Origin of the sequence: Candidatus Rhodoblastus alkanivorans, assembly GCF_022760755.1 — a bacterium.
GTDB classification, from domain to species: Bacteria; Pseudomonadota; Alphaproteobacteria; order Rhizobiales; family Beijerinckiaceae; genus Rhodoblastus; species Rhodoblastus alkanivorans.
Genome location: NZ_JAIVFP010000001.1, coordinates 3,852,027 through 3,876,593 on the forward strand (window position 1 = coordinate 3,852,027; position 24,567 = coordinate 3,876,593).

The following is a 24,567-nucleotide window of genomic DNA, read 5'->3' on the forward strand; positions in this document are numbered from 1 at the left end:
ACATGGCCAGCCGCTATCAAGAAGTCTATCAATCCTGGATCAAGGACCCGAGCGCGTTTTGGGCCGAAGCGGCCAAGGCGATCGACTGGATCAAGCCGCCGCAAAAGATCTTCGACCCGGACATGGGCGTCTATGGCCGCTGGTTCCCCGACGGCACGCTCAACACCTGCTACAATGCGGTCGACCGCCACGTGAAGAACGGCCGCGCCGAGCAGGCCGCGCTGATCTACGACAGCCCTGTCACCGGCATGAAGCGCACCTTCACCTTTGCGCAATTGCTGGCGGAAGTGAACGCTGTCGCGGCGGTGTTGAAGGATTTCGGCGTCGTCAAGGGCGACCGCGTCCTGCTCTATATGCCGATGATTCCCGAGGCGGTGATTGGCGTCCTCGCGTGCGCCCGCATCGGCGCCATCCATTCTGTGGTGTTCGGCGGCTTCGCCGCCAAGGAACTGGCCACGCGCATCAACGATTCCCAGCCCAAGGTCATCATCACCGCCTCCTGCGGCATCGAGCCCAACCGCGTCGTCAAATACAAGCCGCTGCTCGACGAGGCGATCGAGCTCGCCGCGGTCAAGCCGGAAAAGGTCCTCCTGCTCCAGCGTCCGCAGGAAAAGGCCGAGATGATCGGCGGTCGCGACTTCGACTGGGGGGATATGGTCGTCCCCGCGCTGGCGGAAGGCCGCACGGTCAAGCCCGAAGAAATGGCGGCGACCGACCCGCTCTATATTCTTTACACCTCCGGCACGACGGGCGTGCCGAAGGGCGTGGTGCGCGATAATGGCGGCCACGCCGTCGCCCTGTGCTGGACGATGAAGAATCTTTACGGGATCGAGCCCGGCGAAGTGTTCTGGGCGGCCTCGGACGTCGGTTGGGTGGTCGGCCATTCCTACATACTCTATGGCCAACTGCTCTATGGCGCGACCACAGTGGTCTACGAGGGCAAGCCGGTCGGCACGCCCGACGCCGGCGCTTTCTGGCGCATGATCGAAGAATATAAAATCGCCGCGCTCTTCACCGCGCCGACCGCTTTCCGCGCCGTGCGCAAGGAAGACCCGAACGCCGAGCACGTTAAGAAATATGATTTGACGAGCTTGCGCACCCTGTTCCTGGCCGGCGAGCGCGCCGACCCGGACACGGTGGCCTGGGCGGAGAAGATTCTGGGCGTGCCGGTGATCGACCATTGGTGGCAGACCGAGACGGGCTGGGCCATCGCCGGCAATCCGATCGGTCTCGGCGCCCTGCCGGTCAAGCACGGATCGCCGACCGTCGCCATGCCGGGCTATGACGTCCAGATCGTGGACGAAGGCTGCCATCAGGTGCCGGCCGGCAAGATGGGCTCGATCGTGGTGAAGCTTCCGCTGCCTCCTGGCTGCCTCCCGACCCTGTGGAAGCAGGACGAGCGGATGAAGGAGAGCTACCTCACCGAATTCCCCGGCTATTACAAGACCGCCGACGCCGGCTTCATCGACGAGGACAACTATCTCTATATCATGGGCCGCACCGATGACATCATCAATGTCGCCGGCCATCGCCTGTCGACCGGCGGCATGGAAGAGGTGCTCGCCTCGCATCCCGACGTCGCCGAATGCGCGGTCATCGGCGTCAAGGACGAACTCAAGGGCGAACAGCCCTGCGGCTTCGTGGTGCTGAAATCGGGCGTGACCCGGTCGCCGATCGAGATCGAGAAGGATCTGGTCAAGCTGGTGCGTGACAAGATCGGCCCCGTCGCCGCCTTCAAGATCGCGATCACCGTCAATCGCCTGCCGAAAACCCGCTCCGGCAAGATTCTCCGCGGGACGATGAAGAAGATCGCCGACCACGACCCCTGGACCATGCCCGCGACCATCGACGATCCGGCGATCATGGACGAAATCATGGCCGCCTTGCAGACCAAGGGATTTTGACGCCGCCGGCATCGGCCCCGGCGGCGCGCCGCCGGGGCCTCCTTCCGATTTTTCATTAAGCGCCGATTAAACAAGCCGCGCGAATTGCACGCCGCGTTAGCGGATCGTCAATTCGCCTCGACCTAGCGTCGCCGACAAATTGACCGGCGAGGATGCTATGGCTTCCAGGAAAGAACGCGACCCCGAAATCATTCCTCTGATCTGCCAGTTCGTCGCCAGGCGGAACCGGATTCAGGAAGAGGACGTCGCCGCTTTGGCGAGATTCTGCCGGAACCACGCCGAACTCTCGCCCGGCGAGGCCGAGTCCCTCTTCGCCCTCGCCCGCGCCGGCCTGCCGTCCTGCCCGGAATGGGGCGATTTTTTCGCCGAAACGCTGAGCGCCTGGTTCGTGGAGGATTATGCCGGCCACGACGTCGGCGTCGGCGCCGCGCGGCATTTGATCACATGGCTCGGCGGCGACGACGCCCGGCTGAACCCCGCCTGTTTCCGACTGCTCACCCAGGTGCTGGAGCGCGCCGCGCATTGCCCGGAGGAACTGCTCGCCTTCGCCCGCGCCTGCCTGATGCGGGCGATGGGCGTGGAGAGGCTCGCGCCCAAGCCCGACGTCCAGGTCGCCTGACCGACGCAAAGAAAAACCCGCTGCAAAGGCCTGCGGCGGGTTTTTCTTTTTGCGAGGTCGGAAGCCTCAGCCGCCCATTTTGGCGACCAGCGCGTCGGAGATCTCGAAATTGGCGTAGACGTTCTGAACGTCGTCATTGTCTTCGAGCGAGCCGATCAGTTTCAAAATCTTCTCGCCGGCCTCGTCGTCCACCGCGATGGTGTTCTGTGGCCGCCAGATCAGCCTGGATTTTTTCGGCTCGCCGAAGGTCGCTTCCAACGCCTTGGAGACCTCGGCGAGACCTTCCAGCGAGGTGGTGATCTCGTGGCCATCCTCGGTGGTGGCGACATCCTCGGCGCCGGCCTCGATCGCCGCCTCCATCATGTCGTCCTCGCTCGCGACCTCGGCGTCATATTCGATCTGGCCGACATGGTCGAACATGAAGGAAACCGCGCCGGTTTCGGCGAGCGCCCCGCCCGCCTTGGTGAAATAGGAGCGCACTTCGCCCGCGGTGCGGTTGCGGTTGTCGGTGAGCGCCTCGACAATCACCGCGACGCCGCCTGGCGCATAGCCCTCGTAACGGACTTCGTCATAATTCTCGCTGTCGCCGCCGGAAGCCTTCTTGATCGCGCGCTCGATATTGTCCTTGGGCATGTTTTCGGCCCGCGCCGCGAGCACGGCAAGACGCAGGCGAGGATTCATCGCCGGATCGGGCATGCCCATTTTCGCGGCGACGGTGATTTCGCGGGCCAGTTTGGAGAAGAGCTTGGAGCGGATGGCGTCCTGCTTGCCCTTCTTGTGCATGATGTTCTTGAACTGACTATGCCCGGCCATTTTCGTCCCTGCTGTTCAAATGCGCCCGTATCGCCGGCGGCGGCGAGCGAAAAATTCGACGGCGCCTTATAATCGCGCCTGCGCGCGGTGAAAAGATGGAGGAAAGCTTATCCGGCCTCGGGCAGAGCCTGGGCCAAGGTCCCGCCGACCCTCACCGGCGCGACGCGCTTCGCCAATCCGTCGGCTCCGGTCTCGACGAACAGGCCGCAGAGCGTCGCGGGACCGTCAGCGGGCTCGAAACGCGATCCCGGCGTTTTGCGGGTGAAGCGGCGGATCGGCTCCTCCTTGTCCATCCCGATCACCGAATCATAATCCCCCGTCATGCCGGCATCGCTCTGGAAGGCGGTTCCATGGGCGAGAATGCGCCAGTCGGCGGTCGGCACATGGGTGTGGGTGCCGACGGCGAGCGACGCGCGCCCGTCGCAGAAATGGGCCATCGCTTGTTTCTCACTCGACGCTTCGGCGTGAATATCGAGGATCACGGCGTCGCAGCCAACGCCAAGCGGACAGGCGGAAAGCTCCTTTTCCACCGCGGCGAAGGGGTCGTCGAGCGCGTCCATGAAGACCCGGCCCATGACATTGACCACCAGCACCCGCTCGCCCGCCGCGGTCTCGTAGAGCCAGGACCCGCGCCCCGGCGTGCCGGCGGGATAATTGACCGGACGCAGCACATGCGGCGCGCGTTCAAGAAAAACCAGAGCTTCGCGCTGATCGAAGGAATGATTGCCGAGCGTGACGCAATCGACGCCGGCGCCCAGGAATTCCTGCGCAATGGCCTCGGTGATGCCAAAACCGCCGGCCGCGTTTTCGCCATTGGCGACGACGAAATCAAGCGCAAACTGGCGGCGCAGGGCCGGGACATGTTCGACGACGGCCGCGCGGCCGGCGCGTCCGACCACGTCGCCGATGAAAAGGAGACGCATGAAGAATCCGTGAAAGCGAAACGTTACGATCTCGTTACCACGAAACGCCGGCCTTCGTCGCCCTTTTCCCGCGCCGCGCCGAAAGCGCGGGCTTCACGCGCCCGGACCGCCACGAAAAGGCCCGGCCTCGTCCGCGACTTCGCTCAAGCGAAACAGATCATATCCGCTTCCGTGACCACGAAATCCAGCTTCTGGTCGTGGCTTTCGCGCGGAATCTCGTCCGCCCGCTGGCAGGAGAAGGCGAGCCCACCGGCCACGACCGGGCCGCTGGCGCGCAGATGGGCCAGAGTGGCGTCATAATAGCCGCCGCCGAAGCCGAGCCGCGTTCCCTTATCGTCAAAGCCGAGCAAAGGCGCGAAAAGAATCGCGGGCCGCATTTCGGGCGCCGAATCCGGCGGCTCGCGCAGCCCGAAGCGCGCCGCGACCAACGGATCGCCGGGCCGCCACAGACGGAAGATCAAGGGCGTCGCGCGGGCGCCGGCGACCGGCAGCAAGGTGGGGAATCCTGCCCCGGCGAGCGCGGCGAGCAGCGGGAGACAGTCGAGTTCGCCGGGCATGGCGGCGTAAAGCGCGACCGGCGCGGGCGCGCCTCCCTGTTCCAGCACGAGGGCGAACGCGCGCGCGGCGATCCTTTCGGCCGCCGCCGCGGCTTGCGAGGCCGGAATGGCCGCGCGCGCGGCGCGGAGTTTTTCGCGCAGTCGAGCCTTTTCGGCCCCTCCCCCCGCATGGGGCGTCCCCGAACGCCCGTCGTTCGATGGGCTATGAGGGGCGAGGGAAGGGGTGACGGGCCCTTGGTTCATGAGAGAAAGCGTCCGTAAACGATCGGCGCTGACGGGCGCAAAGGGTGCGGGCCACAAAAGCCGTGGGACACGATCCCGGGAAACCTACAAAGTAGGTGGGCGCCATGTGCCTAAGTCCACGGACGAAGACAGGGACAGCTCCCGTTGGGATCGTAAGGCCCCGGGGAATTAGTCCTCACGCACCCCGCAGCGCCGCTACCGTCAATTTAGGGCGCAAACGTCCCGTGCGCCAGTGGCTTGAGGAAGAAAGTCGGCGATCGCGTCCGCCGCCTCGCGCCACAGGACGTCGAGCATCATGGCGTGCGGCAGGCCGGGAAGGATTTTCGCCGCGGCGTTGTAGCGCCGCGCCGTTTCCAAGACGTCGCGCGGCGGGAAAACGATATCTTTCTCCCCTCCGAGAACAAGGAGCGGCGTCCTGATTTTGCCTGGATCGACGAAGTTGGGAAAAATCAGATCAATGAGGGCGCGATGGGATTCGTCGTTCGCCCGCTGCATGAAACGGACGATCTCCTCATCGGGCGTCGCCAGAGAAAAGAAAAATTCGCGGCACAGGTCGGGCGTGGCGAACAGGCTTTTGGTGTTGTTCGACAGATTGGCCTGCAGCCAGCGCAGGGGATGCCGTCGCCAGGCGTCGATGAAGGCCCCAGCCATGCCATAGGGCGGCGCGGAGGCGAGCAGAACGGCGCCCGGCGCGTCATGCGTCTCCAGATATTTCTGAACGACATAGCCGCCCATGGAATGGCCGATCAGAACCGGCGCCGCCGGGAGCTGCGCGACCGCCTCCGCGACATCCGCGACATAATCCGAGACGCTCGCCCAGTGGACCGATCCGGACGATCCGCCATGGCCGCGCAGGCTGACCGCACAGGCCGGATAGCCGGCCCGGGCGAAGAAGGGCAGGAAATTTTCGTCCCAGCACCAGGCGGCGAGCCAGGCGCCATGGACGAAGAGAAGCGGCGGCTTGCCGGTTTCCTTATCGGGCAGACGGGTGAGGATTTCCAGGGTCATGGGCGTTCCCGGGGATCGGATCGCAAGCGGGCGGCGATTTTCCGGGCAATCGACGGAAAGGTCGAGACGACTTTCGGCGACACGATCGCGGCCATCGAAACCCGCGCCGAAGACGCTTTGGTTCAACTGGCCGAGAGAAAGGCGCGCCAGCCGCCGAATGCGGTGATTTCGCGGGCGCCGGCCAAAGCATGGCTTTCGCACAGGAAGCCCGTGACCTGCCTGCCGCTGGCGAGCGTCACCTTGCCGACGCCGAGCGGCGCAGGAATGGCGTTGACGAAACGGCCGAAGCTGTCGGCGGGCAGCGACCAGACTTCAACCTCCAGTCCCGGCCCGACGAAGCCCGGCTCATGAATGAGCCCCGGCTTGGGCGGCGCGGTGTTGGCGAGAGCAAAGAGGCGATAATCGGGCGCGGTGCGCGTGGCTTCGACCAGCCAGCCGCCGCCTTGCGTGAGCTGCCAGTTGAGCGGCTCGCCGGCGAGATGGGCGCCGACCACGACGATTTCGATGTGGTCGCCGACGGGCGTTGGCGCTGGCGCGGCGACCGCCTCGCGCGAAGCGCCGGCGCCGCAGCCCGCCGCCGCATGGAAGGCGGCGGCGAAGGGCGCGAGAGCCTCGTCGCTTTGCGCCGGTCCGATCAGGGTCACGCCAAAGGGCAGGCCATCGGCCCGGAAGCCGGCGGGAATGGCGATGGCCGCCATGGCGCGGAAATTGACGAAATTGGTGTAGCGGCCGAATTGCGCGTTGAGCCGGACGGGATCGGCTTTCATCGCCGCGACCGTGTGAATGGTGGGGGAGGTCGGCAACAGCATAAAATCGAATTTTTCCGCTTCCCGATCCGCCGCGCGCAAAAGGTCCTTCAGGCGATATTGGCCGCGAAAGGCGTCGGCGGCGGAGAATTTTTTCGCGCTTTCGATCAGGCCGCGCACGGTCGGATCGAAAGCCTCCGGCTTTTGCGCAAGGAAGGAGTCTACGGCCGCAAGCCGCTCCGCCAGCCACGGGCCTTCGTAAAGCAAAGCGGCGATTGCGGCAAAGGGCGCATAATCGAATTCGACCAAGCGCCATCCGAGTTTTTCGGCTTGCGCCATGGCTTGCCCATAGAGCGTTTCATTCTGCGCATCGCCGTAAAATTCGCGATCCTTCGCCGCCAGAAAGCCAACGCGCGGCTGTGGCGGCAGGCCCCGGGCCGGGGCTGAAATCGTGTAGCTGTCCTCGGGATCGAAACCTTCGATCGCGCGGCGCACGGCGACGCCGTCGGCGACATTCGTGGCAAAGACATTGACGCAATCAAGGCTGCGGCAGGCAGGAACCACACCCGCCGCCGAGACGAGGCCGGGCGTCGGCTTGACGCCGACGATATTGTTGAAGGCGGCGGGCACGCGGCCTGAACCGGCAGTGTCGGTGCCAAGCGAAAAGGCGACAAGGCCGCGCGCCACCGCGACCGCCGAACCGGACGACGAGCCCCCCGATACATAATCCGCATTGAAGACGCAGCGCGGCGCGCCATAGGGCGAGCGCGTGCCGTTGAGGCCGGTGGCGAATTGATCGAGATTGGTCTTGCCGACGAGAAGCGCGCCCGCCGCGCGCAGCCGCGCTACGACCGTCGCGTCCTTCGCTGCGACATAAGCGAAATCCGGGCAGGCGGCGGTGGTCGCCATGCCCTCGACGTCGATATTGTCCTTGACCGCATAGGGAACGCCCCAGAGCGGCAGGCTCGCCGGATCAGGCGCGCGCGCCAAAAGGTCGCGCGCGCCGGCGCGAAAATCGTCCGGCGCGACGCGGCTGATGAAAATGGCGGGATCGTCGCAGGCTTCGATCCGCGCCAAAACCTCTTCGACCACATCGAGCACGGATTGCGGCCGCGCGGCGTAACGGGCGCGCAAGGCGTCGAGCGTGAACAGGGCCATCACACTTCCTCGAGAGCGCAAACCAGATCGCCGGCGCGCAGCGTCTGGCCCGGCTTGACCAGCAGGCTGCGGACAATGCCGCGCGCAGTGGCGGCGATGGAAATTTCCATTTTCATCGATTCGATCACCACCAGGACTTGCCCGATTTCGACATGATCGCCCTCGGCGACGCGCCATTGCCAGACATTGCCCGGCGCCTCAGTAAACTGGCCGATGCAGCCGTCGGGAACCTCGCCGCCGGAGCCGAGCGCGGCCGCTGCGTCATCCAGCGGCGCTTCGTCGATTTTGGCGTCGCGCCAGCGTTGGCGCTCGGCTTCGAACGCCGCCTGCTGGCAGGTCTTGAAGGCGGCGATTCCCTGCGCTTCGCGGGCGAGAAAAGCCTTGTAGCCGGCATAGGAAAATTGCGTTTCCTCGATCTTCAGCGGAAAAGCGCCATGCGGAAAGGCGGCGCGCGCCTCCAGCAATTCCTCGGCGCTGACGGGGAAGAATTTGATCTGGTCGAAGAAGCGCAACAGCCAGGGGGCGCCGGGGGCGAATTCCTTCGTCGAGCGCCAGCTGTTCCACATCTGGATGGTGCGGCCGAATAATTGATAGCCGCCCGGCCCTTCCATGCCATAGACGCACATATAAGCGCCGCCGATGCCCACGGCGTTTTCCGGCGTCCAGGTGCGCGCCGGATTATATTTGGTGGTCACCAGCCGATGGCGCGGATCGACCGGCGTGGCGACCGGGGCGCCGAGATAGACGTCGCCAAGGCCCAGCACCAGATAATTGGCGTCGAAAATGATGTTGCGCACCGCGGCCTCGTCGTCGAGCCCGTTAATGCGGCGAATGAATTCGATATTCGACGGGCACCAGGGCGCATTGGGGCGCACCAGCTCCTGATATTTCCTCATCGCCAGTTGCGCCTGCGGATCATTCCACGACAAAGGCAGATGGACGATGCGGCTCGGCACGATCATCTGTTCGGTCGAAGGCAGCGCGCTTTCGATCTCGCGCAACGCGTCGAGCAATATGCCGCGCGGCAAAACGGCGCTGTCGTAATGAATCTGCAGCGAGCGTATGCCCGGCGTCATGTCGATCAGGCCGGGAAGTTTCGCCTCGCGCACTTTCTGCGCCAGCAGATGCACCCGCATGCGCAAGCCGATGTCGAGCGTCATCGGCCCATATTCGATCAGCAGATTGTCGTCGCCGGCGCGGCGATAGACGGCGGGAATTTCGCCCTCGACCTTGCCGAGGATGGCTGAGCCCTGCGCCGCTTTGACGGTCGGTCCGGCGATCGGATCCTGCGCGCGTTCGACCGCGACGAAGCGCAACTTGTCGCCGGGCTTGAGCTGGCCGAGCTTCCACAAATCCTCGCGGGCGGTCACGGCGGGGCAGACGAAGCCCCCCAAGCTCGGGCCGTCGGGACCGAGCAGAATCGGCATGTCGCCGGTGAAATCCACCGCGCCGATGGCGTAGGCGTTGTCGTGAATATTGGAGGGATGCAGCCCGGCCTCGCCGCCGTCGGCGCGCGCCCAGGCCGGTTTGGGGCCGGTGAGCCTCACCCCCGTGCGCGCCGAATTGAAATGCACTTCATATTCGGCGGAAAACAGGGTTGAAATGTCTTCGTCGAGGAAGAAATCCGGCGCGCCATGCGGGCCATAGATCACCGACAGGCGCCAGTCATGGGTCAGCGGCGGCAGCTCCTCAGACGCTGCCGGGCGCGGCGCGCTTATCGCGGGCGCGTCGCCGAAATGCAGCACATCGCCCGCCTTGAGCGCGCCGACGGCGTGGCCGCCGAATCCGCCCAGAGTGAAGGTCGCGCGCGAGCCCAGGAATTCCGGGGCGTCAAAGCCGCCGCGCAGAGCGAGATAGGTCCGCAGACCCGGCCCTTCGACCGCGCCGAGCGCCAGCGCCTGTCCGGCTTTGGCCTGATGGGGAAGATGATTTTCGACTTCGACGCCGTCGAGCGTCGCCTTCATCCGCGCGCCGGCGAGCGCGAAAACCGCGTCGGAGTTGAAGCGCAAACTCGCGCCGCGCGCCGTCATTTCCAGCGCGGTGACGGTCTCCGCATTGCCGACGATGCGATTGGCGAGACGGAAGCTCATTTCATCCATCGGGCCGCTCGGCGGCACGCCGACGTCCCACAGGCCGAGACGTCCGGGCAGTTCCTGGACCGTCGATTGCGCGCCGGGGCTGAGCACATCGAGCGAGCGCGGCGCAAAGGCGAAATGCGCCAGCACATTGGTGGCGACATCGCCGCGCGCGAAAACATCCGATGCCGCAATGGCGCGCAGGTAAGCGAGATTGGTCTCGATGCCAGCGATGCGAGTCGTGGCCAGCGCCGCGCGCAGCTTTGCAAGCGCCTCGTCGCGCGTCGCGCCATGGACGATGACCTTGGCGAGCATCGGATCGTAATTGGCCGTGACCTCGGCGCCGGTTTCGATCCAGGAATCGACGCGCGCGTTTGCGGGGAATTCCACTTGCGTCAACAGGCCCGCGCTGGGGCGAAAGCCGGCGGAGGGATTTTCGGCATAGATGCGGACCTCCATCGCCGCGCCCTGCGGCGCGAGATTTTCCGCGCCCGCAAGCACGTCCTCGCCCGCCGCCTGGCGGATCATCCATTCGACCAGATCGACGCCGAAAATCGCCTCGGTCACCGGATGTTCGACCTGAAGCCTGGTGTTGACTTCGAGGAACGAGAAATCCTGCCGCGCGACATCATAGATAAATTCGACCGTGCCCGCGGATTCGTAATTCACCTGGCGGCCGAGCGCGATCGCGGCTTCGCGCAGACGCCGGCGAATGTCGTCGGAGAGGCCCGACGGCGGGGTTTCCTCGATCACTTTCTGGTTGCGGCGCTGGAGCGAGCAATCGCGCTCGCCGAGCGCGACGACGCGGCCCTTGCCGTCGCCGAAAATCTGCACCTCGACATGGCGGGCGCGGGCGACGAAACGTTCGAGATAGAGCCTCGCGTCGCCGAAGCCCGCCTTGGCGGTGCGCTGCACGCTTTCGAATTTTTCGCGCAAGGATTCCGGGCCCTCGCAGAGCTGCATGCCGATGCCGCCGCCGCCCGCCGTGCTTTTCAGCATCACTGGATAGGAGATGCGCTCGGCCTCGGCGAGCGCCTGCTCGACATTGTCGATAAGGCCCGATCCGGGCAGAAGCGGAACGCCGGCGCCTTGCGCGATCTCGCGCGCCGTATGCTTGAGGCCAAAGGCGCGCAAATGTTCGGGACGCGGGCCTATAAAGGCGATTCCCTCGGCTGCGAGCCTTTCCGCGAAGCCGACATTTTCCGAAAGGAAGCCATAGCCTGGATGGACCGCCTGCGCGCCGGTTTTGCGGCAGGCGTCGAGAACGGCGTCGATCCGCAGATAGCTTTCGCTCGCGGGCGCCGGGCCGATCCTGACCGCCTCATCGGCGTCAAGGACCGGCCGCGCGAAACGGTCGGCGTCGGAATATACGGCGACGCTTTTGACGCCCATTTTGCGCAAAGATCGCGCGATCCGGCCGACGATTTCGCCCCGGTTGGCGATGAGCACTTTGTCGAACATTTCAGGCCCCCGGCGCGTCCCAGATCAGCACCCGCACCGGCGTCGGATGGAAGCCGTTGCAGGGATTGTTGATCTGCGGGCAATTGGAAATGACGCAGAGAATGTCCATTTCCGCGACCAGTTCGACATAGTCGCCGGGCTTCGATTCGCCATCGACAATCGCCAGATTGCCGCCGGGCTCGACCGGCACATTCATGAAGAAATTGATGTTGGGCGCGATGTCGCGTTTGCTCATGCCGTGCTTCGTCACTTCCATGACGAAATTCTCGCGGCAGGCGTGCTGATATTTGACGTGATGGCCGAAGCGCACGGTGTTGCTCTCGCAGGAACAGGCCCCCGCGGACGTGTCATGGACGCCGCCGGTATTGGCGACGATCCGGGCCATCGCCCGGCCCTCGTTCGAGATGAGTTCCGTGCCGGTGACGACATAGGCCGAACCCTGTTCGCGCAAAGTGTCCTGCGCGCTGTAACGCTCGTTGAAATCGTCGGCGCGATAGAAAAGCGTGTCCACCGCCTGCTGGCCGAAAAGGTCGACGATGCGCAAAACCTGCCCCTTGCGCACCACATGCGACCAGGGCTTTTTCGCGGGAATCTGGAAATCGTAAATGGCGTCGGCGGCGTCGCGCGCGGCCGGGGCGCAGATGATCTGGCTCATGTTCCCCTCCTCAGGCCAAAGCGGCGTCGGTGTTTTCGAAAGCGCGGATGTTTTCCGCGCTGCCCGTGCGGCAAAAGTCGTCGGCCGCAACGGGGATGCGGAAGCGGATCAGCTCCAGCGGCCCCGGCGCATAATCCGGCGCCGGATCGAGCGGATGCGGGCAATTGGAGATCGCGAGCAGCAAATCCTGTTCGGCGCGCAGATCGACGAAATCATTTCTGGCGCGCTTCGTCTCGTTCCAGACGAAGCGGCCTTCGGCGTCGACGTCGAGCGGCGCGAAAAAGGTCACCGGCAGGGGAATGTCGGCGCGCGCAAGGCCGAGCTTGGTGGCGGCCAGAATAAAATTGTCGCGCGTGTTGCGGAAATCGCCGCCATATTTTTTCGCATTCGACGCCGCCGTCGAGCCGCCGACGAGCGCGTCATGGACGCCGCTGGTGTCCTCGACGATCGAGAACGCCACCTTGCCCATGTCGGTGAGGATGACCCGGCCTTTCCGCAGCGCCGCGCTCCATTGCACCTTGACGCTGTCGGCATGGTTGATGCGTTCCGAAACGTCGTCGGCGCTCCAGGCGACGACCGAGGCCGAGGAGCGGCCAAGGGCGTTGAACAAGCGCAGGGTTTCGCCGCGCGCGATGCGCCCGAACCAGTACCAGCCGCCGGGAACGGTCTCGCGCGCGACGACCGCGTTTTCAGGGATCGGCGCGCCGTCCTTCCGGGTCAAATCCGGCAGGGCGCGGGGCGCGGCGCCCTGCCCCACCGCCTTGAGCTTTTCGTAATTGGCGCGATTGACGGCGATTTCCGCCTTCTCCGCTTCGGTGAGAGTCATTTTTTCCTCACGAGGCTTGAAGTCCGGGCCGTCCCGGATTTGCCCCCGGAATGGCCGGGTCGTCCCGGCCGGGGCGGTTGAAAGGCTGGGTCGCGCCGGCGATGCGCGGCGGCCAGATTTCAATGTCCTTGGCGATGGTCGCGCCATAACGTTCGCGCTCTTCCGGCCGGTTGCGACTGCGCTCGAAGGCGAGAATCCGCGTGCCGAGCCGGAAGGCCTCGGGCAGGTCGTGGGTGACCATGACGACCGTCAGGTCGGTCTCGTTCCACAGCCTTTGCATCAAAGCCTGGATGTCGGCGCGAATGCCGGGGTCGAGCGCGCCGAAAGGCTCGTCGAGGAGCAGTATTTTCGGCTGGCGCATCAGGGCCTGTGCGAGCGCGAGGCGCTGCTGCATGCCGCCCGAGAGCGCGGCGGGATATTTGTCCTCGGCGCCGGAAAGGCCCACTTCCGCGAGCAGGGCGCGCGCCTTGTCCTCGACCGCGCGGCGCCTCGCGCCGAACAGCTTGCCAAGGAAAGGCGCCTCGGCCAGTTCGGCGCCGAACATGACATTGCGCAGGGCGGTCAGATGCGGAAAGACCGAATAGCGCTGGAACACCACGCCGCGATCGGCGTCAGGCTCCGCGATCAGCGGCTTGCCATCCATCAGGATTTTGCCGCGCGTCGGCCCTTCCTCGCCGAGCAGCATGCGCAAAAAGGTCGTCTTGCCGCAGCCCGACGGGCCGACCAGCATCAGAAAGGCGCGGCGCTCGATCACGAAGGAAATGTCCTCGAGCACAATCTGGTCGCCATATTCCTTCCACACATTCTCGACGCGGATGAAGCTCATGACGCCCTCGCCGCGGCAAACCAGGGAAAGGCGCGGCCTTGAATCCAGCGCAGGGTGGCGTCGGAGAGAAAGGCGAGCAAAGTGATCCAGACGACATAGGGCAGGATGACGTCCATCGCGAGATAGCGCCGCACGAGAAAGATGCGATAGCCGAGGCCAGAATCGGAGGCGATGGCCTCCGCCGCGATCAGGAACAGCCAGGCCGGGCCAAGCGTCAGCCGCACGCCGTCCACGAGGCGCGGCAGCATTTGCGGCAACACCACGCGCAAGGCGATCTGCCAGGTCGAGGCCCCGAGCGTCTGGGCTTTCAAAAATTGCTCGCGCGGCAGTTCGGACACCCGAAGCGCGAGATCGCGCACGAGAAAGGGCAGCGAGCCAATGACGATGAGCGCAATTTTCGAGGCTTCGCCAAGGCCCATGACGATGAACAGAATCGGCAGCAGGGCGAGCGGCGGCGCCATGGAGACGACCGCGATGAACGGGCCGAGCAGCGCGCCGGCCATGGGCAGCAGCCCCATGGCGACGCCGACGACGAGCGCCGTAACGGTCGAGATCGCCAGCGCCACGAAAAGACGTTGGAGGCTCGCCGCGGTATCGACCCAGAAAAGATATTGCCCCGTGCGCGAGTCGGCATGGAAGGCGTAATCGCTAAAGGATTGCGCCATGCTTCCCAAAGAGGGAAGCAGCTTGTCGTCGGGATTTGCCGCCAGACGCAAATGCGAGAACAGCAGATAGGCCCCACAGGTCAGAGCGAAGGGGAGAGCGGCCAGGACCAGAGCCTGGCCTCTCGTGGGTTTGACATTGAGAAAACGCATGCTCTCCCCTCGCCCCGATCAAAGCTTGTGTTCAGCCGCGAGCAGCATGAAGCCCGGGTCGAAGCGCAGCTTGACGTTCTTGGCGTCGCCGAGAATTTTCTTGTCGGCGAGTTCGATGCCCACGGCGTCGGCGCTTTTGGCGTCCTTGCCGAGCAGTCCCTTCGCGAACAGGAATTTGCGGACATGGTCCATCGTGACGGCGATGTCCTTGCTCTGGGTAAATGCGGCGGCCTCCTTAGGCGTTGGGAACAGGCGCGTGGTCTTGAGCTGGGCGTCGAAACCGGCGAGATCGGTTCCCGACGCCTTGGCCATGGCCTCGCGCGCGGCCTTGGCCTCGGCGTTGTCGGCCAGCATTTTCTCGAGCGTCTCGTACCAGATGCCGACCAGAGCCTTGCCGAAATTCGGGTTGTCCTTGAGGACCTTGGTATTGACGACCATCAGATCCATGATTTCGCCCGGGATCTGCGAGGAATCGAACACCTTGTGGGCGTCGGGCGCAGCCAGGATCTCGTTGACGATCGGGTTCCAGGTCACCACCGCGGTGACGTCCGGGGTCTTGTAGGCGGCGGCCATGTCGGAATCGGAGGTGTTCACGATCTTCACGTCGCGCTCGGACATGTTGATGCTTTCGAGCGCGCGGGCGAGCAGATATTCCGAAACCGAAAATTCGACCAGATTGACCTTCTGGCCCTTGATGTCGGCAAGCTTGGTCTTGTTCTTGAGGATGACAGCGTCATTGCCGTTGGAGAAGTCGCCGACGATCATCGCCGTGGTGTCCACGCCGCCGGCCGAAGGAATGGACAGGGCGTCCATATTGGTGATCGTCACGGCGTCATAGGCGCCTGCGGTATATTGATTGATCGATTCGACGTAATCGTTGAACTGCTTGACGTCGATCGTGATGCCGTATTTGTCGGCCCATTTCTTGACGATGCCGGTGTCGGCGGCATAGCCCCAAGGCATCCAGCCGACATAGATCGACCAGGCGACCTTGAAGTTCTTTTTGGCCTGGGCCGCGGCGCCGCCGATGCTTAGGGCGAGCGCGCAGCCGGCGACAAGCAGGGTGCGGACGAGAGTTTTTTTGCGCATGTGGCCATCCCTCAAATCTGGTCACGCAGATTTTGAACATGATGAGGGATTGGCATGGACCATCGTATCACCAATCCCTTGGCTTACGAGGTCTCCCGGGCTTTTATCCCGCCGTGCCTCCGAAGGATGTCTCCCTTCGGGCGGCGGCTCTCGGACCAGCGTCCCAAAACGGGACCGGAACCCTAGCCGCCAACTCTATGATCATTTTAGAGGCGCGCCTGAGAAATTGGGAAGGTCGTTCCTGCTGAAATTCTGTTCAATTTCTGCGGATATTTTCGTCAACCCGCCAGGATTATGTACGATCCACGACATTCTCCGGGTCCGGACAGCTTTGTCCAGATGATTTCCGCCCCCGCCGGCGAGGGAGCGACAACCCGTAAAAAAAAGCCCGCGAAACGCGCGGGCTTTTTGTCAATTGTCCAGGAAAGACCGGAGCTTGCGGCTGCGCGAGGGATGTTTCAGTTTGCGCAAGGCCTTGGCCTCGATCTGACGGATGCGCTCGCGCGTCACCGAAAACTGCTGGCCGACTTCCTCCAGAGTGTGGTCGGTGTTCATGCCGATGCCGAAGCGCATGCGCAGCACGCGTTCCTCGCGCGGCGTGAGCGAGGCCAGCACGCGCGTTGTCGTTTCGCGCAGATTGCTCTGGATCGCGGCGTCGATCGGCAGAATCGCGTTCTTGTCCTCGATGAAATCGCCGAGATGCGAATCCTCCTCGTCGCCGATCGGGGTTTCGAGCGAGATCGGCTCCTTGGCGATTTTCAGCACCTTGCGCACTTTTTCGAGCGGCATGGCGAGTTTTTCGGCCAATTCCTCCGGAGTCGGCTCGCGCCCGATCTCATGGAGCATCTGGCGCGAGGTGCGCACGATCTTGTTGATCGTCTCGATCATATGGACCGGGATGCGGATGGTGCGCGCCTGGTCCGCAATGGAACGCGTGATCGCCTGACGAATCCACCAGGTCGCATAGGTCGAGAATTTGTAGCCGCGGCGATATTCGAATTTATCGACCGCCTTCATCAGGCCGATATTGCCTTCCTGGATCAGGTCGAGGAATTGCAGGCCGCGATTGGTGTATTTCTTGGCGATGGAGATGACGAGACGCAGATTGGCCTCGACCATTTCCTTCTTGGCCTGACGGGCCTCGCGCTCGCCCTTCTGCACCATATGGACGATCTTGCGGAATTCCTGGATCTCCAGGCCCGTTTCGGTCGCCAGGGCATGGATTTCGCTGCGCAATTCGTGGATGTCGTCCTTGGCGTTGGCGACGAAGTCCCGCCAGCCGCGCGCGCCGAGCTTCGAGACGCGCAGAACCCATTTCGGGTCGAGCTCGGCGCCGTGATAATGTTTCAAAAAGTCCTCGCGCGCGACGCCAAAACCTTCGGCGACGCGCAGGAGGCGGGTTTCGAGCCCGATTAGCCGGCGGTTGATGTCGTAAAGCTGCTCGACCAGGGCGTCGATGCGGTTCTGGTTGAGCGACAGCGACTTGACGTCGGTGACGATCTCTTTCTTGAGCGTCTTGTATTTGCGCTCCTGGGCCGGCGTCAGGGTCTCGTTCTTGAGCTTGTGCTCGACGTTCTGATCCTGCAGGCGGCGCAGTTTCTTATAGGCGTCGGCGACGCGGTCGAAGGTTTCGAGTACGCGCGGCTTAAGTTCGGTCTCCATGGCGGAGAGCGAGACCGAATTGTCGAGATCGTCGTCTTCCTCGAAGGAGTCCTCGGGGATCGGCGGCTCGTCGAGCCCGGCCGGCGGGTTGCGCGGCGCGGTCGCGGGCGCCTCGCTTTCCGTCTCCTCCTCGCCTTCCTCGCTGCGCGGGGCATTGCGGTCAGGGCCGGAATAAGTGGCTTCGAGATCGATGATCTCGCGCAGCAGAACCTTGCTCTCGACCAGTTCGTCGCGCCAGATGATGATGGCCTGGAAGGTCAAAGGGCTTTCACACAGGCCCGCGATCATCGCCTCGCGCCCGGCCTCGATCCTTTTGGCGATGGCGATTTCGCCCTCGCGCGACAGAAGCTCGACCGAGCCCATCTCGCGCAGATACATGCGCACCGGATCGTCGGTGCGGTCGGCGGGCTCGGACGAGCGCGTGGCCACGGCCTTGCTGGCGGGCGCCTCGATCAGGTCGCCGCCTTCGGCCTCCTCCTCCTCGGCGCTGGCCTCCTCCTCGGTCTCCTCGGCCTCCTCGGCCTCGATGACATTGATGCCCATCTCGTTGAGAACGGCGTAAACGTCCTCGATCTGGTCCGAGGTGACTTCCTCGGACGGCAGAACGGCGTTAAGCTCGGCGTAAGTGACGAAGCCCCGCTTCTTGGCGAGCTTCATCATGCGCTTGACGGCGGCGTCGGAGAGATCGAGCAGCGGGCTGTCCGTCGCCTCGACAACCCCGGCTTCGCCTTCCGGTTTCGCGTCGTCTTTTTTCGCCATGTTGACTCCAAAAAGCAGAATTCTGCCCCTTTGCCCTAGCGAATCAGCCGCCGCTGGGCAAGGTGCGCGGAAAGGTTTAACGCCCGCCTAACCAAGCCGTTCCGCCACGGCTCGATTTTTTTGCGTTTAATTCCCAAGGCTTATTCGATTGCGCGGTGCGCGAATATTCTGTCACACGGACTTGTCTTCCCGGCCGGAACGGGCGCCGAACCCCTCGATCATGGCCTCGACGCCTTCCAGCGCGGACAATTGGGCCCTGATATCGGCAAGAATTGCGTTATTGGCCTCTGAAGGGTCGCGAGCGAGCAGCGTTTCCGCCTGCCGCAACTCCCTATTTAACTCTCGTTGCCGGCGATGCAAGGTCAGGGCCTGACTGAGACTGTAATCGGCGTCGTCCTCATGGGCGTCGGGCCTTGCGCACCAAAGGGTCGAAATTGTGGCGTCGCGCGCCAGCGCCTCGATCTGGGCGCCAAATCCGCGCGCGGCCAGCAAGGCGCGCAGGTCGTGGGGGCTGTGGTCGGGCTCGGCGAGACCCAACAGGGCGTCGCGCAGCCTTTCGCCCGAAGCCCCGACGAATTCGAGCCGCGCGATCTCTTCCGAATGGCGCGCGACAAGGCCCGGATGGTTGAGCAGCAAAGCGAGAATGAGATTTTCGCGCGGCGCCGGGGCTTCCCTGGGCGCGGCGAACAAATTGGTTTGCAGCAGCGCCGAACTGACGGCGAGCGGCCCGCGCCTGCCCGATTCGCGGGCAAACCGCGCGCCGCGGGAAAATCCGGCCGGCCGGCCGCGACCAAACAGGACGGCAAGCCGCTCGCGCAGATCGTCGAGATAATGGCGCCGCAGGCTTTCGTCGCGAATCTGGCCCGCAGCTTCGCGCAGGCGGCGCTCCAGCCCGGCCCGGCGCTCCGGCGTGTCGAGCGGCTGGGCCTCGACTTCGCGCAGAAAGAGCATCTCGACCAGAGGCTTGGCCTGATCGAGGACGGTCTTGACCGCGTCCCGCCCGCCGGCGCGGGCGAGATCGTCGGGGTCCTGGCCCTCGGGCAGAAGCGCGAAACGCAGAGAGCGGCCCGGCGCGATCAGGGGCAGCGCCGTTTCGAGCGCGCGAAAGGCCGCCTTGCGCCCGGCGCGGTCGCCGTCGAAACAGAGGATCGGCTCCTCCGCCATTTTCCAGAGCAATTCGCATTGTTCGGGCGTCAGCGCCGTTCCAAGCCCGGCGACGGCATGGGAAAACCCGGCGCTATCGAGCGAAATGACGTCGACATAACCTTCGACCGCCACCACCGTCCCGCGCTCATGCGCCGCCTTGCGGGCGTTGTGGAGGTTGTAGAGATTGCGGCCCTTGTGGAAAAGCGGCGTTTCCGCCGTATTCTTGTATTTCGGCTGGATATCTTTTGCGAGCGCGCGCCCGCCGAAGGCGATGACCCGGCCGGAACGGTCGCAGATCGGGAACATCAGCCGGTCGCGGAAAAAATCGTAAGGGACCGCAATGTCCGGCCCATGGGTCAGGAGGCCGGCCTCGATCATGGTCTCGGCAAGGCAGCCCTTGCCGGCGAGAAAATCGCGAAGTGCGAATTTTTCGGACGGCGCAAAGCCGAGGCGGAATTTTTCGCGCGCCTCGGCGTTGAGGCCGCGCTCCGTGAGATAGGCCCGCGCCCTGGCGCCCGCCGCGCCGCGCAACTGGCGCTCGAAAAAATCCGCGGCCATTTCGAGGGCTTCGAGCGCGGTGGCGCGGCGCTTTTCTTCCGCCCGCGCCTCCGGCGTCTCGACCGGCATCGGCACGCCCGCCATGGCGGCGAGCTTTTCCACCGCCTCGGGAAAGCCGAGCCCCTGAGTCTCCATGACGAAATGGAAAATATCGCCGTTCTTGCCGGCCGAAAAATCGAAAAAAGCGCCCTTCTGGTCGTTCACATAGAAGGATGGCGTCTTTTCCGCGTTGAAAGGCGACAAGCCCTTCCATTCGCGGCCGTCCTTCTTCAAACGCACGACCTGGCCCGCGACTTCCGACATGGGAAGCCGCGCCCGGATCTCGTCGAGGAAAGAGGGCGGGAATTTCATGTTTGACCTGACGCCGCACGCCTGCCACAAGGGCGCGCCTGACAGACTTGGGGACGCCCGTGGCGCAACGCAACGCGCCGCCCGCTCTTGTCGCCGCTATCCACAGGGCGGCCATCTTATTGGCGCCCTGCCGCCATGTTCTGGACGCGCGAAGCAGAGACAGATTGGCCCGCGCTGCTCGATTCGAGCCGCAAGCGCCGGCCAGGGGAAACGAGAGTTTTGATGCGCTCTTTAAACCGATTCGCAGAGATGAAGCGTAATGGCGAGAAGATCGCCATGCTCACCGCCTATGACGCGCCGCAGGCAAGGGCGCAGCAGGAAGCAGGAATCGACGCGATTCTCGTCGGCGACAGCGTCGGCGTGAACATTCTGGGCTATGCCAGCGAACGCGAGGTCACGCTCGCCGACATGGCGCACCATACCCGCGCCGTGCGCCGTGGGGCGCCGGACGCGTTCATCCTTTCCGATATGCCCTTCGCCACCTATGACCGGCCGGAACAGGCGCTCGCCAGCGCCAAATTCCTGCAGCAGGCGGGCGCCGACGCCGTAAAATTCGAAGGCGCCTATCCCGAACTCGTCCATGTGCTCGGCACGGCGGGGATTCCGGTCTGCGGCCATCTCGGCTTCGAGCCGCAGCATTGCGAGAAGCGGGTCCATGGCAAGACCTTCGAGGAGGCGGCGAAAATCCTTTCCGACGCCAAGGCGCTCGACGACGCCGGCGCCTTCATGCTGGTGCTGGAGCTGGTTCCGGCGGAACTTGCCGCCGCTGTGACCCGGGCGATCAGGGCCGCAACCATCGGCATCGGCGCCGGTCCCGCCACCGACGGCCAGGTCCTCGTCTTCCCGGACGTCCTCGGCTATGCGGAGAAGAATTTCCGCCACAATCGCCGCTATGCCGAAGTCGGCGCGACGATGCGCAAGTCGGCCTCCGTTTATCTGCAGGACGTGCGCGCCAGCCATTTCCCGACGCTGGCGAATTGCTCCACCATGCCCGCGGAGGCTTTCGCCCAATTCGAGGCGGAAATTCTCGAAAAGCAGGGGTGAGCGGCCGCGCCCGCCGATGAAATCCTTGTGTTGCAAAGACCGCCTCCCCGCTTGGCGAGGCGCCGGAAGCCGTTCTTGCCAGAAGGCAGGGAACGTTTCATCTTGCTCCCTTAAAAAAAGCGACGGCGTCGCGCGAACCGGCGCGACGACCGGAGCCGCCAGCGAAAGCGCGGGCGCCATGTGGGAGGAAGAAAAAATGTGCCATTTCTTCGCCAGCCAGAATCCGGACTCTTACGCCTTCGAGACGCGGTCGATCCGGCTCAATGGACAATCGACCAGCATCCGCCTCGAAAAGATTTTCTGGCGCATTCTCGAACAAATCGCCCGCACCCAGGACATGAGCGTGCCGCGCTTCATTTCGACCCTGCATGGCGAGATTCTCGGCCTGTGGGGCGAGGTGGCGAATTTCACCTCCCATCTGCGCTGCATCTGCCTCGTCGCCCTCGAACGCGGACCGGAGGCGGCAGCGCCCGACCAGCGTCGGGTGGCCTGACGTTTCAACGCCAGATCAATGGTTAGCTGACGAGTTTTTGACAATTCGTAACATCGGAATACCACCCATCCCTTCGCTCTCCGGCTAGTCTTTCTCCGAGGCGCCTCGCGCGCAATTCACGAGGAAAGACAAAAGATGGCGAAGGCGATCCACGCCATGATCCGCGTTCTCGACGAACAGCGGTCGGTCGAGTTTTACGACAAGGCTTTCGGCCTGAAAGTGTCCAGCCGGCTGGATTTTCCCAGCTTCACTTTGACTTACCTGCGCAACCCGGAAGCCGATTTCGAGATCGAGCTCACCGTTAACAAGGACCGGACCGAACCCTATGCGCAGGGCGAAGCCTATGGCCATGTCGCCTTCGTCGTGGACGACCTTGCGGCCGAGCACGCCCGTTTCCAGTCGCTTGGCCTCAATCCGCTCGACATCAAGGAATTCGCGCCCGACGGGAAGCTGATCGCGCGCTTTTTCTTCGTCCAGGACCCGGACGGCTACAAATATGAAGTGCTGCAACGCCACGGCCATTACCAGTGAGGCCAATAGACGGACGCGGCTTCGGCGCCGCGCCCGTCTCGGCCGCCGAAGAAGTCCCGAACGGGCGCCGGCGTGACCATCAAAGAAAATTCACCAGGGAGGAACACATGCCCGAACATCACGGCGGCCACGCGCCCCAATCGCCAAGCCGACGCCTGTTCCTGAGGCGATCGTCGGAAGTCGCCTTCGCCACGGCGATCGCGGTGAGCGCCGGCGGCGCGCTGATCAGCGCCACCGAAGCCTGGGGGCTGGAGGTCGAGGCCCTGCGGCCCGAGACCATGAAGACCCTGATTCTGATGTCGCGCGACATCTATCCGCATGACCGCATCGCCGACCGCTATTACGCGATCGCGGCCAAGCCCTTCGACGCCAAGGCCGCCGCCGATCCGGCCCAAAAGGAAATGTTCGAGACGGGCGTCGCCGAGCTGAACGCCCTGGCGGGACCGGGCCGCTATGTCGGCGTCGGCTGGGAGGCGGATCGCGTCGCCCTTCTGCAAAAGATCTCGGGCCAACCGATGTTCGAGACCGTGCGCGCGACGCTTGTCGTCTCACTCTACAACCAGAAGGAGATCTGGCCGATCTTCGGCTACGAAGGCGAGTCCTTTTCCAAGGGCGGCTACATCCATCGCGGTTTCGACGACCTCGACTGGCTGTGAACGAGAAAATCCGGGAGAGGAACATGGCTGCGAAATTCGACCTCAACGACGACAGTCTCGTCGTCATCATCGGCTCCGGCGCGGGCGGCGGCACTCTGGGAAACGAACTGGCGCAGAAGGGCGTCAATGTCGTCATTCTCGAAGCCGGCAAGCGGCACGAATATACTGAATTCATCAACGACGAATGGGCGAGCTTCGCCCAGCTCGCCTGGACCGACGCGCGCACGACCTCGGGAACCTGGCGGGTCGCCAAGAATTTCCCCAACCTTCCGGCGTGGATCGTCAAGGCGGTGGGCGGCACGACCACCCATTGGGCCGGCGCGGCGCTGCGCTTCCAGCCCCATGAATTCAAGGCGCTCACCACCTATGGCCGAGTCCAGGCCGCCAATTTGCTGGACTGGCCGCTGACGCTGGAAGAGCTGGAGCCCTATTACGCCCGCGCCGAGGACAAGATGGGCGTGACGCGCACCAATGGCCTGCCGGGCCTGCCCGGCAACAATAATTTCAAGGTGTTCAAGGCCGGCGCCGACAGGCTCGGCTACAAGGAATGCAACACCGGCCATATGGCGATCAACTCCATCCCGCGCGACGACCGCAATTCCTGCCAGCAGACGGGCTTCTGCTTCCAGGGCTGCAAATGGGGCGCGAAATGGTCCACGCTCTACACGGAGATCCCTAAGGGCGAAAACACCGGACATATGGAGGTGCGGCCGGAATCGCGCGTGCTGCGCATCGAGCATGACGCCAGCGGCAAGGTCAACGCCGTGGTCTATGTCGACAAGGACGGCGCGCAGCAGCGCCAGAAGGCGCGGATCGTCTGCGTCGCCGGCAATTCCATCGAAAGCCCGCGCCTGCTGCTCAATTCGGCCTCGTCCAAATATCCGGACGGGCTGGCCAATTCATCGGGCCAGGTCGGGCGCAATTACATGCGCCACACCACCGGATCGGTTTACGCCGTCTTCGAGAAGCCGGTCCATATGTATCGCGGCACGACCATGGCCGGGATCATCCGCGACGAGGCGCGCCACGATCCGAGCCGCGGCTTCGTCGGCGGCTATGAATTCGAGACCTTGTCGCTGGGCGTTCCCTTCATGGCGGCCTTTCTGGATCCGGGCGCCTGGGGCCGCTCCTTCACCAGCGCCATGGACGATTACGTGAATACGGCCGGCCTGTGGATCGTCGGCGAGGACATGCCCCAGGAGACCAATCGCATCACCCTCAACCCGACCGTCAAGGACAAGTTCGGACTGCCGGTCGCCGACGTTCATTTCGACGATCACCCCAATGACGACGCCATGCGCAACCATGCCTATGGCCAGGGGCGGAAACTCTATGAGGCGGTCGGCGCGATCCGGACGCTCCCCACGCCGCCCTATCCATCGACCCACAATCTCGGGACCAACCGGATGAGCGAGAAGCCGCGCGACGGCGTGGTCAACAAATGGGGCCAGACCCACGACATCGGGAATCTGTTCGTGTCCGACGGCAGCCAGTTCACGACCGGCGGGGCGGAAAACCCGACCCTGACCATCGTCACATTGGCGATCCGGCAGGCCGACTATATCGCCGCCCAGATGAAGGCCCGGGCGATCTGATCGCCACCAAAACCAAAGCCGGGCGTCAGGCGGCGCCCGGCGTTCGCCGTCATC

General features: G+C 64.1%; 20 protein-coding genes, 1 other RNA gene and 1 riboswitch. Of the genes, 7 read left to right on the top strand and 14 right to left on the bottom strand.

Annotation, left to right across the window (positions count from 1 at the left end):
• Nucleotides 1-2 precede the first annotated feature (2 nt).
• Nucleotides 3-1,904: a propionyl-CoA synthetase gene (locus K2U94_RS17905; RefSeq protein ID WP_243068514.1), complete on the top strand. Its 1,902-nt coding sequence runs from the start codon at nucleotides 3-5 to the stop codon at nucleotides 1,902-1,904.
• A gap of 157 nt (nucleotides 1,905-2,061) precedes the next feature.
• Nucleotides 2,062-2,523 (top strand): hypothetical protein, encoded by a 462-nt coding sequence (locus K2U94_RS17910; RefSeq protein ID WP_243068515.1) that lies wholly within the window; start codon nucleotides 2,062-2,064, stop codon nucleotides 2,521-2,523.
• A 66-nt stretch (nucleotides 2,524-2,589) separates the two neighbouring features.
• Here the strand turns inward: K2U94_RS17910 and K2U94_RS17915 are convergent, their stop codons facing one another.
• The 14 genes from K2U94_RS17915 to dnaG form a co-directional block, all read right to left on the bottom strand.
• Nucleotides 2,590-3,336: a YebC/PmpR family DNA-binding transcriptional regulator gene (locus K2U94_RS17915; protein WP_243068516.1), complete on the bottom strand. Its 747-nt coding sequence runs from the start codon at nucleotides 3,334-3,336 to the stop codon at nucleotides 2,590-2,592.
• Between the two features lie 107 nt (nucleotides 3,337-3,443).
• Nucleotides 3,444-4,259: a TIGR00282 family metallophosphoesterase gene (locus K2U94_RS17920; RefSeq protein WP_243068517.1), complete on the bottom strand. Its 816-nt coding sequence runs from the start codon at nucleotides 4,257-4,259 to the stop codon at nucleotides 3,444-3,446.
• A 143-nt stretch (nucleotides 4,260-4,402) separates the two neighbouring features.
• Nucleotides 4,403-5,059, bottom strand: a complete 657-nt coding sequence (locus K2U94_RS17925; RefSeq protein ID WP_243068518.1) for a 5-formyltetrahydrofolate cyclo-ligase — start codon at nucleotides 5,057-5,059, stop codon at nucleotides 4,403-4,405.
• A gap of 45 nt (nucleotides 5,060-5,104) precedes the next feature.
• Nucleotides 5,105-5,255, bottom strand: a non-coding RNA gene (gene ssrS, locus K2U94_RS17930) — 6S RNA.
• A gap of 5 nt (nucleotides 5,256-5,260) precedes the next feature.
• Entirely contained in the window at nucleotides 5,261-6,067 is an 807-nt protein-coding gene (locus K2U94_RS17935) for an alpha/beta hydrolase (protein WP_243068519.1), read from the bottom strand.
• Nucleotides 6,068-6,189: 122 nt separating this feature from the next.
• On the bottom strand, nucleotides 6,190-7,971 hold the full coding sequence (gene atzF, locus K2U94_RS17940; protein ID WP_243068520.1) for an allophanate hydrolase: 1,782 nt from the start codon (nucleotides 7,969-7,971) through the stop codon (nucleotides 6,190-6,192).
• Nucleotides 7,971-11,507: an urea carboxylase gene (uca, locus tag K2U94_RS17945; protein WP_243068521.1), complete on the bottom strand. Its 3,537-nt coding sequence runs from the start codon at nucleotides 11,505-11,507 to the stop codon at nucleotides 7,971-7,973. The genes atzF and uca overlap by 1 nt, the downstream gene beginning before the upstream one ends.
• Before the next feature lies 1 nt (nucleotide 11,508).
• Nucleotides 11,509-12,162, bottom strand: a complete 654-nt coding sequence (locus K2U94_RS17950; protein ID WP_243068522.1) for an urea amidolyase associated protein UAAP2 — start codon at nucleotides 12,160-12,162, stop codon at nucleotides 11,509-11,511.
• A gap of 10 nt (nucleotides 12,163-12,172) precedes the next feature.
• Nucleotides 12,173-12,988 carry an urea amidolyase associated protein UAAP1 gene (locus K2U94_RS17955; RefSeq protein ID WP_243068523.1) on the bottom strand — a complete coding sequence of 272 codons (816 nt, stop codon included), beginning with the start codon at nucleotides 12,986-12,988 and terminating at the stop codon, nucleotides 12,173-12,175.
• 7 nt (nucleotides 12,989-12,995) lie between these two features.
• Nucleotides 12,996-13,814, bottom strand: a complete 819-nt coding sequence (locus K2U94_RS17960; RefSeq protein ID WP_243068524.1) for an ABC transporter ATP-binding protein — start codon at nucleotides 13,812-13,814, stop codon at nucleotides 12,996-12,998.
• Nucleotides 13,811-14,629, bottom strand: coding sequence for an ABC transporter permease (locus tag K2U94_RS17965; RefSeq protein WP_243068525.1), 819 nt, complete (start codon nucleotides 14,627-14,629; stop codon nucleotides 13,811-13,813). Before K2U94_RS17965 ends, K2U94_RS17960 begins: the two co-directional genes overlap by 4 nt.
• An 18-nt stretch (nucleotides 14,630-14,647) precedes the next feature.
• Entirely contained in the window at nucleotides 14,648-15,718 is a 1,071-nt protein-coding gene (locus K2U94_RS17970; RefSeq protein ID WP_243068526.1) for a putative urea ABC transporter substrate-binding protein, read from the bottom strand.
• Nucleotides 15,719-15,808: 90 nt separating this feature from the next.
• Nucleotides 15,809-15,915, bottom strand: a riboswitch (guanidine-I (ykkC/yxkD leader).
• A 214-nt stretch (nucleotides 15,916-16,129) separates the two neighbouring features.
• The gene (gene rpoD / locus K2U94_RS17975) at nucleotides 16,130-18,139 is read right to left on the bottom strand and encodes an RNA polymerase sigma factor RpoD (protein WP_243068527.1); all 2,010 of its coding nucleotides are present in this window, start codon (nucleotides 18,137-18,139) and stop codon (nucleotides 16,130-16,132) included.
• Nucleotides 18,140-18,310: 171 nt separating this feature from the next.
• Nucleotides 18,311-20,194 (bottom strand): DNA primase, encoded by a 1,884-nt coding sequence (gene dnaG, locus K2U94_RS17980; protein WP_243068528.1) that lies wholly within the window; start codon nucleotides 20,192-20,194, stop codon nucleotides 18,311-18,313.
• Nucleotides 20,195-20,416: 222 nt separating this feature from the next.
• On the opposite strand from dnaG, the gene panB reads away from it, so the two are divergent.
• The 5 genes from panB (at nucleotide 20,417) to K2U94_RS18005 (ending at nucleotide 24,513) form a co-directional block, all read left to right on the top strand.
• Nucleotides 20,417-21,238: a 3-methyl-2-oxobutanoate hydroxymethyltransferase gene (gene panB, locus K2U94_RS17985; protein ID WP_272884881.1), complete on the top strand. Its 822-nt coding sequence runs from the start codon at nucleotides 20,417-20,419 to the stop codon at nucleotides 21,236-21,238.
• Nucleotides 21,239-21,434: 196 nt separating this feature from the next.
• A complete protein-coding gene (locus tag K2U94_RS17990) occupies nucleotides 21,435-21,731 on the top strand; it encodes a ribbon-helix-helix domain-containing protein (protein WP_243068530.1) in 297 nt (98 codons plus the stop codon).
• 135 nt (nucleotides 21,732-21,866) lie between these two features.
• Complete coding sequence (locus tag K2U94_RS17995; RefSeq protein ID WP_243068531.1) at nucleotides 21,867-22,262, top strand: VOC family protein; 396 nt, start codon at nucleotides 21,867-21,869, stop codon at nucleotides 22,260-22,262.
• Between the two features lie 107 nt (nucleotides 22,263-22,369).
• Nucleotides 22,370-22,918 carry a gluconate 2-dehydrogenase subunit 3 family protein gene (locus K2U94_RS18000; RefSeq protein ID WP_243068532.1) on the top strand — a complete coding sequence of 183 codons (549 nt, stop codon included), beginning with the start codon at nucleotides 22,370-22,372 and terminating at the stop codon, nucleotides 22,916-22,918.
• Between the two features lie 23 nt (nucleotides 22,919-22,941).
• Nucleotides 22,942-24,513, top strand: a complete 1,572-nt coding sequence (locus tag K2U94_RS18005; protein ID WP_243068533.1) for a GMC family oxidoreductase — start codon at nucleotides 22,942-22,944, stop codon at nucleotides 24,511-24,513.
• Nucleotides 24,514-24,567: the final 54 nt, after the last annotated feature.

Coding starts and splice junctions, on each gene's coding strand:
- K2U94_RS17955 (WP_243068523.1), bottom strand. CDS start 12,988: ATGACTCTCACCGAAGCGGAGAAGGCGGAAATCGCCGTCAATCGCGCC.
- K2U94_RS18005 (WP_243068533.1), top strand. CDS start 22,942: ATGGCTGCGAAATTCGACCTCAACGACGACAGTCTCGTCGTCATCATC.
- K2U94_RS17925 (WP_243068518.1), bottom strand. CDS start 5,059: ATGAACCAAGGGCCCGTCACCCCTTCCCTCGCCCCTCATAGCCCATCG.
- K2U94_RS17965 (WP_243068525.1), bottom strand. CDS start 14,629: ATGCGTTTTCTCAATGTCAAACCCACGAGAGGCCAGGCTCTGGTCCTG.
- atzF (WP_243068520.1), bottom strand. CDS start 7,971: ATGGCCCTGTTCACGCTCGACGCCTTGCGCGCCCGTTACGCCGCGCGG.
- K2U94_RS17920 (WP_243068517.1), bottom strand. CDS start 4,259: ATGCGTCTCCTTTTCATCGGCGACGTGGTCGGACGCGCCGGCCGCGCG.
- K2U94_RS17990 (WP_243068530.1), top strand. CDS start 21,435: ATGTGCCATTTCTTCGCCAGCCAGAATCCGGACTCTTACGCCTTCGAG.
- K2U94_RS17995 (WP_243068531.1), top strand. CDS start 21,867: ATGGCGAAGGCGATCCACGCCATGATCCGCGTTCTCGACGAACAGCGG.
- K2U94_RS17970 (WP_243068526.1), bottom strand. CDS start 15,718: ATGCGCAAAAAAACTCTCGTCCGCACCCTGCTTGTCGCCGGCTGCGCG.
- K2U94_RS17935 (WP_243068519.1), bottom strand. CDS start 6,067: ATGACCCTGGAAATCCTCACCCGTCTGCCCGATAAGGAAACCGGCAAG.
- panB (WP_272884881.1), top strand. CDS start 20,417: ATGCGCTCTTTAAACCGATTCGCAGAGATGAAGCGTAATGGCGAGAAG.
- K2U94_RS17950 (WP_243068522.1), bottom strand. CDS start 12,162: ATGAGCCAGATCATCTGCGCCCCGGCCGCGCGCGACGCCGCCGACGCC.
- dnaG (WP_243068528.1), bottom strand. CDS start 20,194: ATGAAATTCCCGCCCTCTTTCCTCGACGAGATCCGGGCGCGGCTTCCC.
- rpoD (WP_243068527.1), bottom strand. CDS start 18,139: ATGGCGAAAAAAGACGACGCGAAACCGGAAGGCGAAGCCGGGGTTGTC.
- K2U94_RS17910 (WP_243068515.1), top strand. CDS start 2,062: ATGGCTTCCAGGAAAGAACGCGACCCCGAAATCATTCCTCTGATCTGC.
- K2U94_RS17960 (WP_243068524.1), bottom strand. CDS start 13,814: ATGAGCTTCATCCGCGTCGAGAATGTGTGGAAGGAATATGGCGACCAG.
- K2U94_RS17905 (WP_243068514.1), top strand. CDS start 3: ATGGCCAGCCGCTATCAAGAAGTCTATCAATCCTGGATCAAGGACCCG.
- uca (WP_243068521.1), bottom strand. CDS start 11,507: ATGTTCGACAAAGTGCTCATCGCCAACCGGGGCGAAATCGTCGGCCGG.
- K2U94_RS17915 (WP_243068516.1), bottom strand. CDS start 3,336: ATGGCCGGGCATAGTCAGTTCAAGAACATCATGCACAAGAAGGGCAAG.
- K2U94_RS18000 (WP_243068532.1), top strand. CDS start 22,370: ATGCCCGAACATCACGGCGGCCACGCGCCCCAATCGCCAAGCCGACGC.